The 15,561-nt window shown below is 61.9% G+C and carries 16 protein-coding genes; 8 read left to right on the forward strand and 8 right to left on the reverse strand.

The features are described 5' to 3' along the window. The first annotated feature begins 81 nt into the window (after positions 1-81). On the forward strand, positions 82-951 hold the full coding sequence (gene tesB / locus AAIS01_RS24715; protein WP_092402291.1) for an acyl-CoA thioesterase II: 870 nt from the start codon (positions 82-84) through the stop codon (positions 949-951). After that, the gene (locus AAIS01_RS24720; RefSeq protein WP_092459762.1) at positions 948-1,541 is read left to right on the forward strand and encodes an HAD family hydrolase; all 594 of its coding nucleotides are present in this window, start codon (positions 948-950) and stop codon (positions 1,539-1,541) included. Before tesB ends, AAIS01_RS24720 begins: the two co-directional genes overlap by 4 nt. 142 nt (positions 1,542-1,683) lie before the next feature. On the opposite strand, the gene AAIS01_RS24725 is transcribed toward AAIS01_RS24720, so the two are convergent. Then, positions 1,684-2,631, reverse strand: coding sequence for an alpha/beta fold hydrolase (locus AAIS01_RS24725; protein WP_343471125.1), 948 nt, complete (start codon positions 2,629-2,631; stop codon positions 1,684-1,686). Beyond that, positions 2,631-3,518 carry a KPN_02809 family neutral zinc metallopeptidase gene (gene ypfJ, locus AAIS01_RS24730; protein WP_343471100.1) on the reverse strand — a complete coding sequence of 296 codons (888 nt, stop codon included), beginning with the start codon at positions 3,516-3,518 and terminating at the stop codon, positions 2,631-2,633. The genes AAIS01_RS24725 and ypfJ overlap by 1 nt, the downstream gene beginning before the upstream one ends. A gap of 232 nt (positions 3,519-3,750) precedes the next feature. On the opposite strand from ypfJ, the gene AAIS01_RS24735 reads away from it, so the two are divergent. After that, positions 3,751-4,527, forward strand: coding sequence for an IclR family transcriptional regulator (locus AAIS01_RS24735; protein WP_343471101.1), 777 nt, complete (start codon positions 3,751-3,753; stop codon positions 4,525-4,527). A 53-nt stretch (positions 4,528-4,580) separates the two neighbouring features. Continuing rightward, a complete protein-coding gene (locus AAIS01_RS24740; RefSeq protein WP_214914250.1) occupies positions 4,581-5,459 on the forward strand; it encodes a DMT family transporter in 879 nt (292 codons plus the stop codon). 73 nt (positions 5,460-5,532) lie between these two features. On the opposite strand, the gene AAIS01_RS24745 is transcribed toward AAIS01_RS24740, so the two are convergent. After that, positions 5,533-6,870, reverse strand: coding sequence for an MFS transporter (locus AAIS01_RS24745; protein WP_343471102.1), 1,338 nt, complete (start codon positions 6,868-6,870; stop codon positions 5,533-5,535). Positions 6,871-7,142: 272 nt separating this feature from the next. Here AAIS01_RS24745 and quiC point away from each other — a divergent pair, with 272 nt between their 5' ends. After that, entirely contained in the window at positions 7,143-9,044 is a 1,902-nt protein-coding gene (gene quiC, locus AAIS01_RS24750) for a 3-dehydroshikimate dehydratase QuiC (RefSeq protein WP_343471103.1), read from the forward strand. 104 nt (positions 9,045-9,148) lie between these two features. Continuing rightward, on the forward strand, positions 9,149-9,826 hold the full coding sequence (locus AAIS01_RS24755) for a TetR/AcrR family transcriptional regulator (RefSeq protein ID WP_343471104.1): 678 nt from the start codon (positions 9,149-9,151) through the stop codon (positions 9,824-9,826). A 116-nt stretch (positions 9,827-9,942) separates the two neighbouring features. Here AAIS01_RS24755 and AAIS01_RS24760 read toward each other — a convergent pair whose 3' ends face one another. The 4 genes from AAIS01_RS24760 to AAIS01_RS24775 form a co-directional block, all read right to left on the reverse strand. Further along, on the reverse strand, positions 9,943-10,794 hold the full coding sequence (locus tag AAIS01_RS24760; RefSeq protein ID WP_431191945.1) for a shikimate dehydrogenase: 852 nt from the start codon (positions 10,792-10,794) through the stop codon (positions 9,943-9,945). Positions 10,795-10,799: 5 nt separating this feature from the next. Next, entirely contained in the window at positions 10,800-11,240 is a 441-nt protein-coding gene (gene aroQ, locus AAIS01_RS24765) for a type II 3-dehydroquinate dehydratase (RefSeq protein ID WP_343471106.1), read from the reverse strand. A 270-nt stretch (positions 11,241-11,510) separates the two neighbouring features. Next, complete coding sequence (gene trmA, locus AAIS01_RS24770; RefSeq protein WP_343471107.1) at positions 11,511-12,590, reverse strand: tRNA (uridine(54)-C5)-methyltransferase TrmA; 1,080 nt, start codon at positions 12,588-12,590, stop codon at positions 11,511-11,513. After that, a complete protein-coding gene (locus AAIS01_RS24775) occupies positions 12,587-13,882 on the reverse strand; it encodes an NCS2 family permease (RefSeq protein WP_343471108.1) in 1,296 nt (431 codons plus the stop codon). Before AAIS01_RS24775 ends, trmA begins: the two co-directional genes overlap by 4 nt. A 204-nt stretch (positions 13,883-14,086) precedes the next feature. Here AAIS01_RS24775 and AAIS01_RS24780 point away from each other — a divergent pair, with 204 nt between their 5' ends. Together AAIS01_RS24780 and AAIS01_RS24785 are read left to right on the forward strand one after the other, a co-directional pair. Beyond that, positions 14,087-14,542, forward strand: coding sequence for a DUF4879 domain-containing protein (locus AAIS01_RS24780; protein ID WP_092402330.1), 456 nt, complete (start codon positions 14,087-14,089; stop codon positions 14,540-14,542). 154 nt (positions 14,543-14,696) lie between these two features. Next, complete coding sequence (locus AAIS01_RS24785; protein WP_343471109.1) at positions 14,697-15,263, forward strand: DJ-1 family glyoxalase III; 567 nt, start codon at positions 14,697-14,699, stop codon at positions 15,261-15,263. 6 nt (positions 15,264-15,269) lie between these two features. On the opposite strand, the gene AAIS01_RS24790 is transcribed toward AAIS01_RS24785, so the two are convergent. After that, positions 15,270-15,557 carry a HigA family addiction module antitoxin gene (locus tag AAIS01_RS24790; protein WP_343471110.1) on the reverse strand — a complete coding sequence of 96 codons (288 nt, stop codon included), beginning with the start codon at positions 15,555-15,557 and terminating at the stop codon, positions 15,270-15,272. Between the last annotated feature and the right edge of the window lie 4 nt (positions 15,558-15,561).

The raw sequence follows: 15,561 nt of genomic DNA on the forward strand, positions 1-15,561 counted from the left end.
CCGCCACAAATGGTCCGGGCCAACAATCGATTCACCGTTGCAGCAGCGACTGCGCGGTTGAGCTGTGTGAGGAAAGTCTGAATGAGCCACGTGTTGGAAGATCTGGTCGACCTGCTGACCCTGGAACCCATCGAAGAGAACCTGTTTCGCGGTCGTAGCCAGGACCTGGGTTTTCGCCAGTTGTTCGGCGGCCAGGTGCTGGGCCAGTCACTCTCGGCGGCCAGCCAGACCGTGGAAGAGGCCCGTCATGTACATTCGATGCACGGTTACTTCCTGCGCCCGGGCGATGCGGCGTTGCCGGTGGTCTATCAGGTGGACCGGGTGCGTGACGGTGGCAGTTTCAGCACACGCCGGGTCACGGCGATCCAGAAGGGCCACCCGATTTTCACGTGCAGCGCGTCGTTTCAATACGACGAGCAAGGTTTCGAGCACCAGAACTCCATGCCCCAGGTGGTCGGGCCGGAGAACCTGCCTTCGGAGCTGGAGCTGACCCAGCAGCGGGCGCACCTGCTGCCCGAGCACATGCGGGAAAAACTGCTGTGCCCTAAACCGATCGAAGTGCGCCCGGTCACTGAGAAGGATCCCTACAATCCGCAACCGGCCGATCCGGTCAAGTACGTGTGGTTCCGGGCCGATGGTGCCCTGGCGGACTCGCCGGCCCTGCATAAATACTTGCTGGCCTACGCCTCGGACTTCGGTCTGCTGACCACCTCGATGCTGCCCCACGGCAAATCGGTCTGGCAAAAGGACATGCAGGTCGCCAGCCTCGACCACGCCTTGTGGTTCCATGCCGATCTGCGCGCCGATGACTGGTTACTCTATGCGATGGACAGTCCATGGGCCGGCAATTCCCGTGGGTTCTCCCGCGGCAGCGTGTTCAATCGCGCCGGACAGTTGGTGGCATCGGTGACTCAGGAAGGCCTGATTCGCCACCGCAAGGACTGGGCATGAGCCTGGCCGATGTGCGCCACTGGGTGTTCGACATGGACGGTACGCTGACCATCGCCGTGCATGATTTTGCGGCGATCCGCGTGGCCCTGGCGATCCCGGCCGAAGACGACATTCTGACCCACCTGGCGGCGTTGCCGGCTGACGAAGCCGCCGCCAAGCATGCCTGGCTGCTGGAACACGAGCGGGACCTGGCGCTGGGCTCCCGGCCTGCGCCGGGGGCGGTCGAGCTGGTGCGCGAGCTGGCGGGGCGCGGCTATCGCCTGGGGATCCTGACGCGTAACGCCCGCGAGCTGGCCCACGTAACCCTGCAAGCTATCGGCCTGGCGGACTGTTTCGCCGTGGAGGATGTGCTGGGCCGTGACGAAGCGCCACCCAAGCCCCATCCAGGCGGCCTGTTGAAACTGGCCGAGGCCTGGAGTGTGGCGCCCGAAGCGATGGTGATGGTGGGTGACTACCGTTTCGATCTGGACTGCGGGCGTGCGGCGGGCGCGCGGACGGTATTGGTGAACCTGCCGGATAATCCGTGGCCGGAGCTGGCGGACTGGCATGCGCGTGACTGTGGGGAGTTGCGGCGGATGCTGTCGGCTTGAATGTTATGTTGGCTGGTTAACCGCATTCGCGAGCAAGCCCGCTCCCACAGTGGATTCGCAGTGAACACCGATTTTGTGATCGACACATCCACTGTGGGAGCGAGCTTGCTCGCGAAGAGGCCCCTCCCGCTCGACACAAGGCTCACTGCCCAAACAAAGCCTTAAGCCCCTGCGCCGAATTGAACATGCCATCCCCATCATGCCCAACCCCGGGGACTTCGATCAGCCGCTGGTTCAGCCCTTCAGGATGGCGCCGGGTCAGGTAGTCGAAAAAGAACTGCCCGCGCAGTAACCGATACGCCCCTTGGGTCTGCGCTTCACAGCCTTTATCCAGCGCCGGGTGCTCCGGGTCGATGTCCTGTTGCCCAAGCAGATAAACGATGTCGCGTTTGACGTAGTTGTCTTCCAGTTGAGCGGGCGTTTGCCCGGCGGCATAGGCGGGCAGGTTCTGCAGGCCGTACTTCCAATGGTTGAAGCCGGGACAACCGGCCGGGTCGAAGGCCATGGGGCGCTGCGCGTCGAAATAGGCATAGGAGGATGGGTTGGCGATGACGAATCTGGGTGTGATCCGGGTTTGGCCGCGAGCGAGCAAGGCGTAGCGCTGCGCGACCTGCGCGCCGCCGGAATGGCCCGCGATGACGATCTCTTTCACCTCGGGAAACTGCTGCCGGTCACTGACCCGGGCGACGATGTCGTCGAGAACCTGAAAGGAACTGACCGCCTTGGGGCCCGTGGATAAGCCGCCGGCCATCCAGTCGTTGCCCTGCCAGCGCAAGAGGTCATTGGGCAACTGATGGCGGGCAACGTCATGTTGGTTGAGAAACTGCGGGGCGATGATCAGGGTCGTGGTCAGTTGACCAGCGTGTGCGGCGGCCTTTTCGGCGCTGTGCAGATACGTCTGGGCGTTGCGTAGCCGGCCATGGAGGATGATCAACACGCGCTGGATAGACGCCGGGGGCGGACTCACGCCGACGACCATGGCGCCGCCCTTGAGCTGCAGTCGCCCTTGAGCGACCACGCCCACGCCCTGTTCGTTTGCCTGGGTAAAGGTGCAGCACAGCAGCAGGCTGAGGAGGGCGCCCCACTTCATTACAGGTTTTTCGCCGCGAAGGTGTCGCATTGGCTGACTTGACCCTGGGTAAACCCGGTCTTGAACCAGCGAACCCGTTGCGCCGAGGTGCCGTGGGTAAAGGAGTCCGGCACCACCCGGCCCTGGCCCTGTTGCTGCAATCGGTCATCACCGATGGCGTTGGCGGCGGTCAAGGCCTCTTCAATGTCCCCCGGCTCCAGCCAGTTCAGGCGCTTCTGCGCATGGTTGGCCCAGACACCCGCCAGGCAATCGGCCTGTAATTCCTGACGTACCAGCAAACCACCATCGCCTTCCATCTGGCGGCCCTGACGGCGCGCCTCCTGGATTTTTGCCGACACACCAAGCAGTGTCTGGACGTGATGCCCGACTTCATGGGCGATGACGTAGGCCTGGGCGAAATCCCCGGCGGCGGAGAACCGTTGGGACATTTCCTGGAAGAAACTCATGTCCAGGTAGACCTGTTTATCGGCCGGGCAATAGAACGGGCCGGTGGCTGATGAAGCGAGGCCGCACGCCGAGTTGACCCGGCCGCTGAACAGCACCAGTTTGGGTTGCTGGTACTGACGCCCGGCCTGTTGGAAAACCTGGCCCCAGGTGTCTTCGGTATCACCGAGGATCGAGCGCACGAACTCGGCCTGTTCATCGTTCGCGGGCGGCGCTTGCCGGGTCTGGGAGGAAGCAGGGGCCGAAGTCTGGTCCATCTGCCCGGCCAGTTGCCCGAGAATTTGCATGGGGTCCTGGCCGGTGATCCAGCCGATGCCGACGATCAGGACAATGGCCGTCAGGCTCAGCCCCTTGCCGCCGCCGAAACGCATCCCGCCGCCGCCCCCACCGTCACCGCGGGCGTCCACCACGTTGTCACTGCGGCGACCTTTTTTCCATAACATGTGGGAATCCTCTGATTGACCGTGTGAAGAGTGTTGCTGCTGAGTGGGGTTGCCGCCAGTTCACGGGCAGACATTCGCAGTGAGTCTAGCTTTTGAAGGCGCAGGGTGTACGCCTGAGCTCTCAGGCAATCGCCACGGGTTTTGGTTCATCGGTCAACATTGAATGTCGGGTTCCAGAATTTGCATTACACTTCGCATATTTTGGAATCGGCGTCTCTCATCTGGATTTTTCATGGCCGGCAGTCAAATCGAACGGGTTTTCAATGTGCTGGAATGTCTTGCCAGCGATCCCCACGGCTGGGCTCTGCAAGGGTTGGCCGAACACTTGCAGATTCCCAAGAGCGCTACGCACCGCCTGCTTGCCGAACTGACGCGCCTGGGTTACGTGCGCCAGAATCCCGAGAACCTGCGTTATCACTTGTCGACCCGCCTGGTCGCCCTGGGCTTTCGCTACCTGTCGCGCAGTGGTGCCGACATCGTGCAGCCAGTGCTTGATCGTTTGGCTAGGGAAAGCGGTGAACTGGTGCGCCTGGGCGTGATCGAGGGTGATCGCCAGACCTGGATTGCCAAGTCCCAGGGCGCCCGGTCCGGGTTGCGCTACGACCCCGACATGGGCCGTGAGGCGCCGTTGGTCTATACCGCGTCGGGCCATGCCTGGCTGGCGTGCATGAGCGACGCCCAGGCGCTGTCGCTGGTGGAGCGCCAGGCCCTGGCAATGCCGGCGGACGTGGGCCCCAACGCGCCGCGCAGCAGCGTTGAATTGCTTCAATACCTGCGTCAGGCCCGTGAGCAGGGCTATGCCTGTGTCGAGGAAAGTTCGGCGGTCGGCACCTCAGCCATTGCTGCCGTGGTGCGTCATCCGCTGGATGGCCGGGTCTTGGGGGTGCTCAGCATTGCCGGGCCCACCGCACGGATGACGCGAGCGAGGCTGCATGAGCTGGCGCCGACCTTGCTTGCGTTTACCGAGGAATTGTCACAAGCCAGCCAGGCATCGGAGTTGTTCAGCTGAATTTGCAGTCGCAGATACCGGCTCCTCTACATCAAGCAGCGCAGGATTTTTACATGACCGTCAGCACCCCGCTTTCCGGCGTCAATCAGGCCTTCAAGGGCATCCTGCTGATACTCTGCGCGACGTTCCTGTTCTCCAGCCATGACGCGTTGTCCAAATATCTTTCGGGGTTCTATCCGATCATCATGGTGGTGTGGGCGCGTTATCTGGTGCACACGCTGTTGATGGCGGGGATTTTCCTGCCGCGCTCCGGGCTGCGGGTGCTGCGTACCAAGCGGCCGTTATGGCAGTTGGCGCGTGCGTTGTGCCTGTTGGGCACCAGCCTGTTTTTCACCACGGCGCTGCTCTACATTCCGTTGGCGGAGGCGACCGCGGTCAACTTCCTCGCGCCCGTGCTGGTCACTGCACTGTCGGTGCCTTTACTGGGTGAACAGGTGACGCGCGGCCAGTGGATCGCGGTGATCTTCGGTTTTATCGGGGTGTTGATCATTGTCCATCCGGGCGGTGACCTGTTCACGCCGGCGGTGTTGTTGCCGTTCTGTTCGGCACTGTTTTTCTGTTTCTATCAACTGCTCACTCGCAAACTCAGCGAGATCGACAGCCCCACCACCAGCAATTTCTTCGCCGGCCTGTGCAACACATTGGTGATGAGCGCCCTGGTACCGTTCTTCTGGCAGGTGCCGAGTCTGTTGCATGGGGCGATGATGCTTGCACTGGGGGCGTGCGGGATGACGGCGCACCTGATGCTGACCCAGGCCTTCCGCTTCGCCGCCCCGGCGCTGCTGGCGCCATTCGGGTATTGCCAGATCGTGTTTGCCGGCCTGCTCGGCTGGTTGCTGTTCAGCCATACGCCGACGCTGACCACGGTGTTCGGCATCGTGCTGATCTGCCTCAGCGGGTTGGCGGCGGCGTGGCAACAGCGGCGGAGCTAAAGCGGACCGTGGTGGGATCGCCTGTGGGAGCAAGCCTTGCTCCCACAGGGGGCGAGTCCCGGGCTGACGGGTATCAGCTTTCCAGCGTCGGCACCTTGCGCGGTGCCATGAAGTACAACCAGATCAGGGCAATGAAGTACATCGCCGGGATCAGGGTAAACAGTACGGTGTAGTTGTTGTGGGTCACCGTGAGGATGTGGCCCACCAACTGGGTCATGAACATCCCGCCGACGGCGGCGCACATGCCGCCGAAGCCGAACACTGTACTCATCATGTGTTTGGGCGTGTAGTCCATCACCAGGCTCCAGATATTGGCGGTCCAGGCCTGGTGCGCGCCGATGGCCAGGGAAATGGCAAACACTGCCATCCACAGGTTGCTGGCGCCGGCGGCCATGATCACGCCGATGATGCAGCAGGCGAACAGCAACATGGAAATCAGCCGGGCCTTGATCGGATTCAGGCCGCGACCGATCAGGAAGGAAGACAGAATCCCGCCGCCCACACTGCCGAAGTCGGCGGTGAGGTAGATGATGATCAGCGGGATGCCCATCTGGGTCACGTTGATGCCCAGGTTGTATTGCTGGTTCAGGAACGGCGGCAACCAGTAGAGGTAGAACCAGAACACCGGTGCCGTGATCGAGTAGGCCAGGGCGAACGCCCAGGTACCCCGCATGCGCAGGATACGGGAGAAAGGCACGCGGACCTGATCGGGTTCGTCCTGGGCCTGGATGTAGTCCAGTTCCGACTGTTTGACGCGGGGATGATCTTCCGGGTTGAAATATTTCAGGCCCCAGAACACCAGCCAGATCCCGCCCAGCGCGGCCATGCACAGGAACGCCGCCTGCCAGCCCCACACCTGCAGGACCAGCGGCAGCAGCATCGGGGTGAACATCGCGCCAACGTTGGTCCCGGCGTTGAAAATACCGGTCGCCACGGCCCGTTCACCGGCCGGGAACCATAGCCGCGTGGTCTTCACGCAGGCCGGGTAGTTGGCCGCTTCGGTCAGGCCCAGGATGAAACGGCAGACCATGAAACCCACCGCCGACGTGGCCAGGCCATGGGCACCGGTCGCCAGGCTCCAGAGCAGTACGGCGCAGAAGAACACACGCTTGACGCCAATCCGGTCGATCAGTCGACCTTGCAGCACGAAGCCGATGGCATAGCCGACCTGGAACCAGAAGTTGATGTTGGCGTAATCCATCGCCGTCCAGCTCATTTCCTTGGCGAGAATGGGCTGCATCACGCCCAGGGCGGCGCGGTCGATGTAGTTCAGCGTGGTGGCGAAGAACACCAGGGCGAGCATGCCCCAACGGGTCTTGCCCACGGCCAGGGCGCCGCGGATCTTGTCACCGACGCCAGCAGTCGTGGCACTCAGGACGGGGGGCAGGCGGGAGCTTTGGGAAGGAATCATAACGTGTACCCGTTCTTGAAATTCTTATGGTGTGGTCTGGGGCTATCCAGAGAGGCCGACGATCAGGCCGGCCTCAATGAGGGGCCGATGGTGCGCAGTGAGCAAAAAATCGTCAATTCGCTGATCGGGCATTGCGTTCGATAATCGCCCAAAAAACTAACCGGATGGTACATATTGAATTGCTGAAACCCACCTTCAGCTCAATAATCGGCTCACTCTTTCAAAAGCGGCACACCTGTGTGTAGCCGATGCCTGTCCCGGGAGCCGAAGTCATGCAGCGTTCCATTGCCACCGTGTCCTTGAGCGGTACCCTGCCGGAGAAACTTGAAGCCATTGCCGCCGCCGGATTCGACGGGGTGGAAATCTTCGAAAACGACCTTCTCTATTACGATGGCAGCCCTCGGGAAATCAGGCAGATGTGCGCCGACCTCGGCATCGCCATCACGCTGTTCCAGCCGTTTCGGGACTTTGAAGGGTGTCGGCGCGAACGCCTTGCGCGCAATCTGGAGCGGGCCGAGCGCAAGTTCGACCTGATGCAGGAACTGGGCACCGACCTGGTGCTGGTGTGCAGTAACGCCTCGGCCGACAGCCTGGGTGATGAGCAGATTTTGGTGGATGACCTGCGATTGCTGGCCGAGCGAGCCGGTGCGCGAGGCTTGCGCATCGGTTACGAGGCGTTGGCCTGGGGCCGACACGTCAATACTTATCAACAGGTCTGGAACATCGTGCGCCAGGCCGACCACCCCAACCTGGGTGTGTTGCTCGACAGCTTCCATACTTTGTCTCTCAAGGGCGATCCGAGTGCGATTGCGCAGATTCCCGGCGACAAGATTTTCTTCGTGCAAATGGCCGATGCGCCGATCCTGACGATGGATGTCCTGGAATGGAGTCGGCACTTCCGTTGCTTCCCGGGCCAGGGTGAGTTCGATCTGCCGGGCTTTTTGGCACCGATCATCAAGAGTGGCTACACCGGGCCACTGTCGCTGGAGATTTTCAACGACGGTTTCCGCGCTGCCCCCCCACGGGCCAATGCCGCCGACGGCCTGCGTTCATTGCTGTATCTGGAGGAGAAGACTCGCCAGCGGCTGGCCGAAGAGGCCGAGCCGGCGAGCCATGCTGACATCCTCTTCGCCACACCGCCGGCCAGCGAATACAATGGTATCGAGTTCCTTGAGTTTGCGGTGGACGACAACCTTGGCGCGAAGCTGTCCCATTGGCTGGAGCGGCTGGGGTTCGTCAAGGCCGGCCAGCATCGCTCCAAGAACGTGAGCCTGCTGCGCCAGGGCGATATCAACCTGATCCTCAATTGCGAACCCTATTCGTTTGCCCACAGTTTTTTCGAAGCCCACGGGCCGTCGTTATGCGCCACCGCCGTGCGGGTCAAAAACAGCGCCAGCGCCCTGGAGCGAGCCGTGGCCTACAAGGGCCAGCCTTATCGCGGCCTGGTGGGGCCCAACGAACTGGAGTTGGCGGCGGTGCGCGCACCGGACGGCAGCCTGATTTACCTGGTGGATCAGGACGCCGACGTCTACGGCACCGATTTCAACCTGCAACCGGGGGCTGTCATCGGGGCCGGACTCAAGCGCATCGACCACATGGCGATGGCGCTGCCGGCCGACAGCCTCGACAGCTGGGTGCTGTTCTACAAGAGTCTGCTGGATTTCGAAGCCGACGACGAAGTGGTGTTGCCCGATCCGTATGGCCTGGTAAAGAGCCGCGCCCTGCGTAGCCGTTGCAGTTCGATCCGGTTGCCGCTCAATATTTCCGAGAACCGCAACACCGCCATCTCACATGCCTTGTCCAGCTATCGCGGTTCCGGCGTGCACCACATCGCCTTCGACTGCGATGACATCTTTGCCCAGGTCAGCCGCGCCAAAGAGGCCGGTGTGCCGTTGCTGGATATTCCGCTCAACTATTACGATGATCTGGCGGCGCGTTTCGATTTCGACGATGAGTTTCTCAGCGAGTTGGCGTATTTCAACGTGTTGTACGACCGTGACGCCCAGGGCGGCGAGTTGTTTCACGTCTACACCGAGCCGTTCGAAGGGCGCTTCTTCTTTGAAATCATCCAGCGCAAGAACGGTTATGCCGGCTACGGCGCCGCCAATGTCGCGGTGCGGCTGGCGGCCATGGCCAAGTCCCGTAGCGGTGGCTTGCGGCACGCCAAGTTGTAGGGAAATCGTAAATGCGGCGGTAAAGGGCAACCCCGTGGCTTGGCTTGACTGCGCGGTGCGGCCCATAATCGCCAACCTGTGCAGTGATGGCCGTGAGCCCCGCGATGACTATGAATTCAGAGCTTTCCGCAGACCTCGACGAACCTGTCGTCGAGCCGCGCAAGAGTCGCAAGAACAATCCGGAGAAAACCCGGGAAAACATTCTTCAGGAAGCCATCGTCGAGTTCGTCCAGCAGGGCCTGTCCGGCGCCCGGGTCGATGCCATTGCGGAGCGCATTCACACGTCCAAGCGCATGATCTACTACTACTTCGGCAGCAAGGAGCAGTTGTACGTCGAGGTGCTGGAAAAACTCTACGGTGATATCCGCAACACCGAGAGCCGCCTGCATTTGGCGGAACTGGCCCCGGTCGATGCGATTCGCCGCCTGGTGGAATTCACCTTCGACCACCATGACCGCAATGTGGATTTCGTGCGCATCGTCTGCATCGAAAATATCCACAACGCCGAGTACGTCAAGCAATCGGGCGCCATCAAGGCGATGACCAATACCATCCTTGATTCCCTGGGCGTGATCCTGCGTCGAGGTGCCGAAGAGGGGGTGTTTCGCGCCGGTCTGGAACCGCTGGATGTGCATCTGCTGATCAATTCGTTCTGCTTTTACCGCGTGTCCAATCGCCACACATTCGGTGAGATTTTCCAGATCGATTTGCCGGACGAAGCGATCAAGCAGCGTCATCGCCAGATGATTTGTGAGTCGGTATTGCGGTATCTGCAGGCCTGACTCTGAACCTGATGTGGGAGCGGGCTTGCTCGCGAATGCGGTGTGTCAGTCACATATTGGCTTACTGACCCAGCGCATTCGCGAGCAAGCCCGCTCCCACAGGGGATGCTTCAGGTTCAGTGATTCATGCTCTGGAAATGCTCCAGCATCCGCTGCGCATCCGGCGCCACGCCGCTGAACAGCTCGAACGCCTTCACCGCCTGGAACACTGCCATGTTGCCGCCGTCCAGCGTGCGGCAGCCAAGCGCACGTGCATGGCGCAGCAGTTCGGTTTCCAGTGGGAAGTAGACGATTTCCGCGACCCACAATTGGCCCCGCAGCAGTTCGACCGGCACCGGCATGCCCGGCAGTTTAGCCATGCCCATGGGCGTGGTATTCACCAGGCCGTTCGCCTCGGCCATGGCGCCAGGCAAATCATGCCCGGCGCGGGCGCGGCCAGGACCAAAGTGTTGATTCAAGTTGTCGGCCAACGCTTCGGCGCGGCTGACTTCCACATCAAAAATGCTCAGCGTCTGTGTGCCTTCTGCCAGCAGCGCGTGGGCCACCGCCGCGCCTGCACCACCGGCACCCATCTGGACCACGTGCTGGCGTGCCACTTCACCCAGGCCGCGGCGAAACCCTTCGGCGAACCCCAGGCAGTCGGTGTTGTGGCCAATGCGTTTGCCCTCCTTGAACACCACCGTATTCACCGCGCCAATGCCCCTGGCCTCGGGCGACAGTTCATCGAGCAGAGGGATGACTGCCTGCTTGCAGGGAAAGGTGATGTTCAGGCCAGTAAAGTTCATGCGCTCGGCGGCCTTGAGCAAATCGGGTAGGGCGCCGCTGTCGAGTTCCAGGGCGTCCAGGTCGATCAGTCGGTAGAGGTAACGCATGCCCTGGGCATCGCCCTCGCGCTCATGCAGCGCTGGAGTGCGCGAAGCCTGGATGCCCGCACCAATCAGGCCGGCAAGCACGGTGATATTCGACATGCTCATCAACCCTTCAACCGCTGACTGAAATGTTCCAGCGCCAGGCGATAACCATGGCTGCCAAACCCGCACATCACGCCGATGGCGATCGATGAAACAAAGGAGTGGTGGCGGAACGTTTCGCGGGCGTGGACGTTGGACAGGTGCACCTCGATCACCGGGACTTCGCTGGCGACCAGGGCGTCACGAATCGCCACCGAGGTGTGGGTCCAGGCTGCCGGGTTGATGATGATGCCGGCGCACCGGCCCCGGGCTGCGTGAATCCAGTCCAGCAGTTCGCCTTCCTGATTGGTCTGGCGAAACTCCACCGCCAGGCCGAGTGCTTCAGCCGTGCGAGCGCACAAAGACGAGATGTCGGCCAGGGTTTCGTGACCGTAGGTGGCCGGCTCGCGGGTGCCGAGCAGGTTCAGGTTCGGGCCGTTGAGCACCAGAACGATCGGAGGCATGGCAATTTCTCCACAATTTTTATTGTTGATGTCGGCAGATTTTCGCCGGTGGAGATAAATTGTACTAGATGGTTAATTTGGTCAAACAAAGCCGCTGGCGTCGGGCAATAAGTGTTCGATGATCGAACACGGCCGCAGGCACGGTAAGTTTTTGAGGTGGAAATTGTGGCGAGGGAGCTTGCTCCCGCTCGGTTGCGCAGCAACCGCAAAAAGCTTGGGGCTGCTGCACAGCCCAGCGGGAGCAAGCTCCCTCGCCACGGGGGGCTGTGCTTACCGCCGGGTCAACAACACCCCGGATTCCATGTGATGGGTCCAGGGGAATTGATCGAACATCGTGCAGCGGGTGATGCGGTGGGTATCGTGCAGTTGCGCGATGTTGGCGGCGAGGGTGTCGGGGTTGCAGGAGATGTACAGGATATTGTCGAAGCGCCGGGTCAGTTCGCAGGTGTCCGGGTCCATGCCGGCGCGGGGCGGATCGACGAAGACGCTGCCGAATTCGTAGCTTTTGAGGTCGATGCCATGCAAGCGCCGGAACGGTCGCACTTCATTCAGGGCTTCAGTCAGTTCTTCGGCTGACAGGCGCACCAGCGTCACGTTATCCACAGCGTTTTCGCTGAGGTTGCTCAAGGCAGCGTTCACCGACGTCTTGCTGATTTCGGTCGCCAGCACTTTGCGCACGCGGGTGGCCAGAGGCAGGGTGAAGTTGCCGTTGCCGCAGTACAGCTCCAGCAGATCATCACTGCGATCACCCAATGCCTCATAAGCCCAGTTGAGCATCTTCTGGTTCACGGTGCCGTTGGGCTGGGTGAAGGCGCCTTCAGGTTGGCGGTAGCTGAACGTGCGGCCGCCCACGTCGAGCTTCTCCACCACGTAGTCATGGCCGATCACTTCCCGTTTGCCCTTGGAGCGACCGATGATGCTCACACCGAGGTCGCTCGCCAGCTTCGTGGCCGCTGCGTGCCAGTGCTCATCCAGCGGGCGGTGGTAACACAGGGTGATCATCGCATCGCCGGCCAGGGTGGTCAGGAACTCCACCTGGAACAACTTATGACTCAGGGGCGCGCTGGCCTGCCATGCCGCCTTGAGTTGCGGCATCAACTGGTTGATGCGCAGGCTGGCGATGGGGAACTGCTCGATGAGGATCGGCGTGCGCTTGTCGTCCTGGGAGAACATCGCGTAATGCCGCTCGCCGGCCTCGCGCCACAGGCGGAATTCAGCCCGCAGGCGGAAGTGCTCCAGCGGTGAGTCGAACACCGCAGGCTGCGGTGCCTCGAACGGGGCCAGCAGGTCACGCAAGCGGCTGACCTTGTCCTGGAGTTGAGCGGCGTAGGCCTGGGAATCAAAAGTCATGCGTTGAACCAACCCAACTTGATCACGAACAGAATCGACAGGATGACCAGCGCCGGGTTCAGCTCACGGCCACGGCCAGACACCAGTTTGATGGCGGTCCAGGCGATGAAGCCGAAGGCAATGCCGTTGGCGATGGAATAGGTGAACGGCATCGCCAGCGCGGTAATCACCACGGGAGCGGCCACGGTGATGTCGTCCCAGTCGATTTCCGCCAGGCCCGAGGTCATCAGCACGGCGACGAACAACAGCGCCGGTGCGGTGGCGAAGGCCGGGACGCTGGAGGCCAGTGGCGAGAAGAACAGCGCCAGCAGGAACAGGACCGCCACGACGATGGCGGTCAGGCCGGTGCGCCCGCCGGCGCTAACGCCCGCTGCCGACTCGATGTAGCTGGTGGTGGTGGAGGTGCCCAGCAGCGAGCCGGCCATGGCGGCGGTGCTGTCGGCGATCAGCGCCCGGCCCATTTTCGGCATGTGCCCGTCCTTGCCCATCAGTCCGGCGCGCTTGGCGACGCCGATCAGGGTGCCGGAATTGTCGAACAGGTCGACGAACAGGAAGGCGAAAATCACGCTCACCAGACCGATGTCCAGGGCGCCCTTGATGTCCAGTTGCAGGAAGGTCGGCGCCAGCGATGGCGGCATCGACATGATTCCGCCGAACGGGGTGAAGCCCATCAGGATCGAGGCGAGGGTGACCGCCAGGATGCCGATCAGCACCGCTCCGCGCACCTTAAGCGCTTCGAGGCCGACGATCAGGATGAAACCGAGGGTAGCGAGGATCGGCGCCGGTTGTTTCAGATCACCGAGGCCAACCAGGGTCGCCGGGTTTTTCACCACAATGCCGGCATTATTCAGCGCGATCAGCGCCAGGAACAGGCCGATACCGGCGGCGATCGCCGAGCGCAGGGGCAGCGGGATGCTGTTGATGATCCATTCGCGGATGCGAAAGATCGACAGCAGGAAGAACAACACGGCGGAAATGAACACCGCGCCCAGCGCCACCTGCCAGGTATGGCCCATGTGCAGGACCACGGTGTAGGTGAAAAAGGCGTTCAGGCCCATGCCCGGCGCGAGGGCGATCGGGTAGTTGGCGATCAACCCCATGGTTGCGGAACCGATGGCCGCCGCCAGGCAGGTGGCGACGAACAGCGCGCCCTTGTCCATGCCGGTTTCGCCGAGGATGCTCGGGTTGACGAACAGAATGTAGGCCATGGCCAGGAAGGTCGTGACGCCCGCCAGAATCTCGGTCCGCACGTTGGTGTTGTGTGCCTTGAGTTGAAACAGCCTTTCCAGCATGTCTGCTCCCCGTGGCGCGCCGGGCGCCGTGAATGTATCGACCTCAACAGCAAAGCACAGACCGCCAGGGGCGCTCGGGAATTTTCTGCGGGTCGGAAAAAGCCGCGCATCATACCAGCAGCGTGGCGCAATGGCTGCGATCCTCGTCGATGTTTTGCCGACGCGCCAAGTGGGCCATACTGCGCGCGGTTCCGGGAGGTCTTTATGCATCGTATGAAAAAACACCTGTTGGCCGCATGGGCATGTGCGCTGGGCCTGGGGCTGCATTCGCAGGTCGTCAATGCCGCTTCGGCGCCGCCCCTGAGCGAGGTCAAGGTGCTCAAGGTCGAGTCGCCCGCCTGTGGCTTCGAAGACATCGCCCAAGGGCAGGCGCAGACTCGTTGCAATCACAGCGGCCCGAGTATCAAGGTCTATGTGCTGGAGGTGGGTTATGGCCGTCAGCCCCATGTCACGCTGGACGGCTTTGACGTCGATGGCACCCGCTCGCCGGTGTGTGCGTTCAGCAATGGCAACCTGAATGACTGCTCGAACGGGACTCAAACGGTCGGCTATTTGTACATCTTCGATCTGAAGGGCAAGCAGGAAGGTACCTTCAGCTTCAGCAACCAGTCGATCAACGCCCCAGGCAACCGGATGGCGACCCAGCTGTACATAAAATGACCCGTCGGTCCCCTGTAGGAGCTGTCGAGCGAAGCGAGGCTGCGATCTTTTCCCCGGCGCTTGAGTCCCAAGCCGAAGGTCAAAAGATCGTCCGAACCCGGCCCGAGCCTTCGGCAACTCCTACACTACAAGCATCACCCAGCGGAGAGCGCCCATGATTCCTGGAACCAAGATCCCCCGAGCCCTGGTTGCCGTCGCCGAAGGTGTCGACGATTTGCAGACCGTCACGTTGATCGATGTGCTGCGCCGGGCTCAGGTCGAAGTGGTGGTGGCGAGTATCGAAGGGCGGCGGATGTTGACTTGCGCCCGTGGCACGCGGTTGACCGCCGATGGCATGCTGGTGGACTTGTTGGCGCAGGACTTTGACCTGATCGTCCTGCCGGGCGGCATCATTGGTGCTCAACACCTGGCGGCGCACCAGCCTCTGCAACAATTGGTCAAGGACCAGGCCGCCGCCGGACGTGTCTTCGCCGCCATTGCCGAAGCCCCGGCCCTGGCCTTGCAAGCGTTCGGCGTACTGCGCCAGCGCCGCATGACCTGCCTGCCCGCCGTGAGCCAGCAACTGTCCGGTTGCAATTTCGTCGATCAGCCGGTGGTAGTGGACGGCAACTGCGTCACCGCCCAAGGCTCGGCCGCCGCGCTGGCGTTTGCCTTGACGCTGGTGGAGCAACTCAGCGGCAAGGGCGTGAGGGGTGTGGTGGCGGCGGAGTTGCTGGCCTGACGGGCGTCAAGCGTGCTGTAGGAAAGGTTCGATCAAGGGGTGTTCACGTTGTTCGGCTTGCCACAGATCATAGTCCGTCTGGACGCCCAGCCAGACCCTGGCCTTGCCGATCCCGGCACGTTCCAGGCGCACTGCCAGATCGGGGCTGACGGGGGCATGGCCATGCAATACCCGAGAGAGATGCGGCCGGGCGAAGCCCAAATGCCGCGCCAGCTCGGTGACTGTGATGCCCAGTTCGGGCAACACATCCATCAGTAGCGTTTCGCCAGGGTGTGGCGGATTGTGCATGGGCATGTTC

It is taken from the genome of Pseudomonas halotolerans, assembly GCF_039581215.1.
In the GTDB taxonomy this organism is placed as follows: Bacteria; Pseudomonadota; Gammaproteobacteria; order Pseudomonadales; family Pseudomonadaceae; genus Aquipseudomonas; species Aquipseudomonas tehranensis.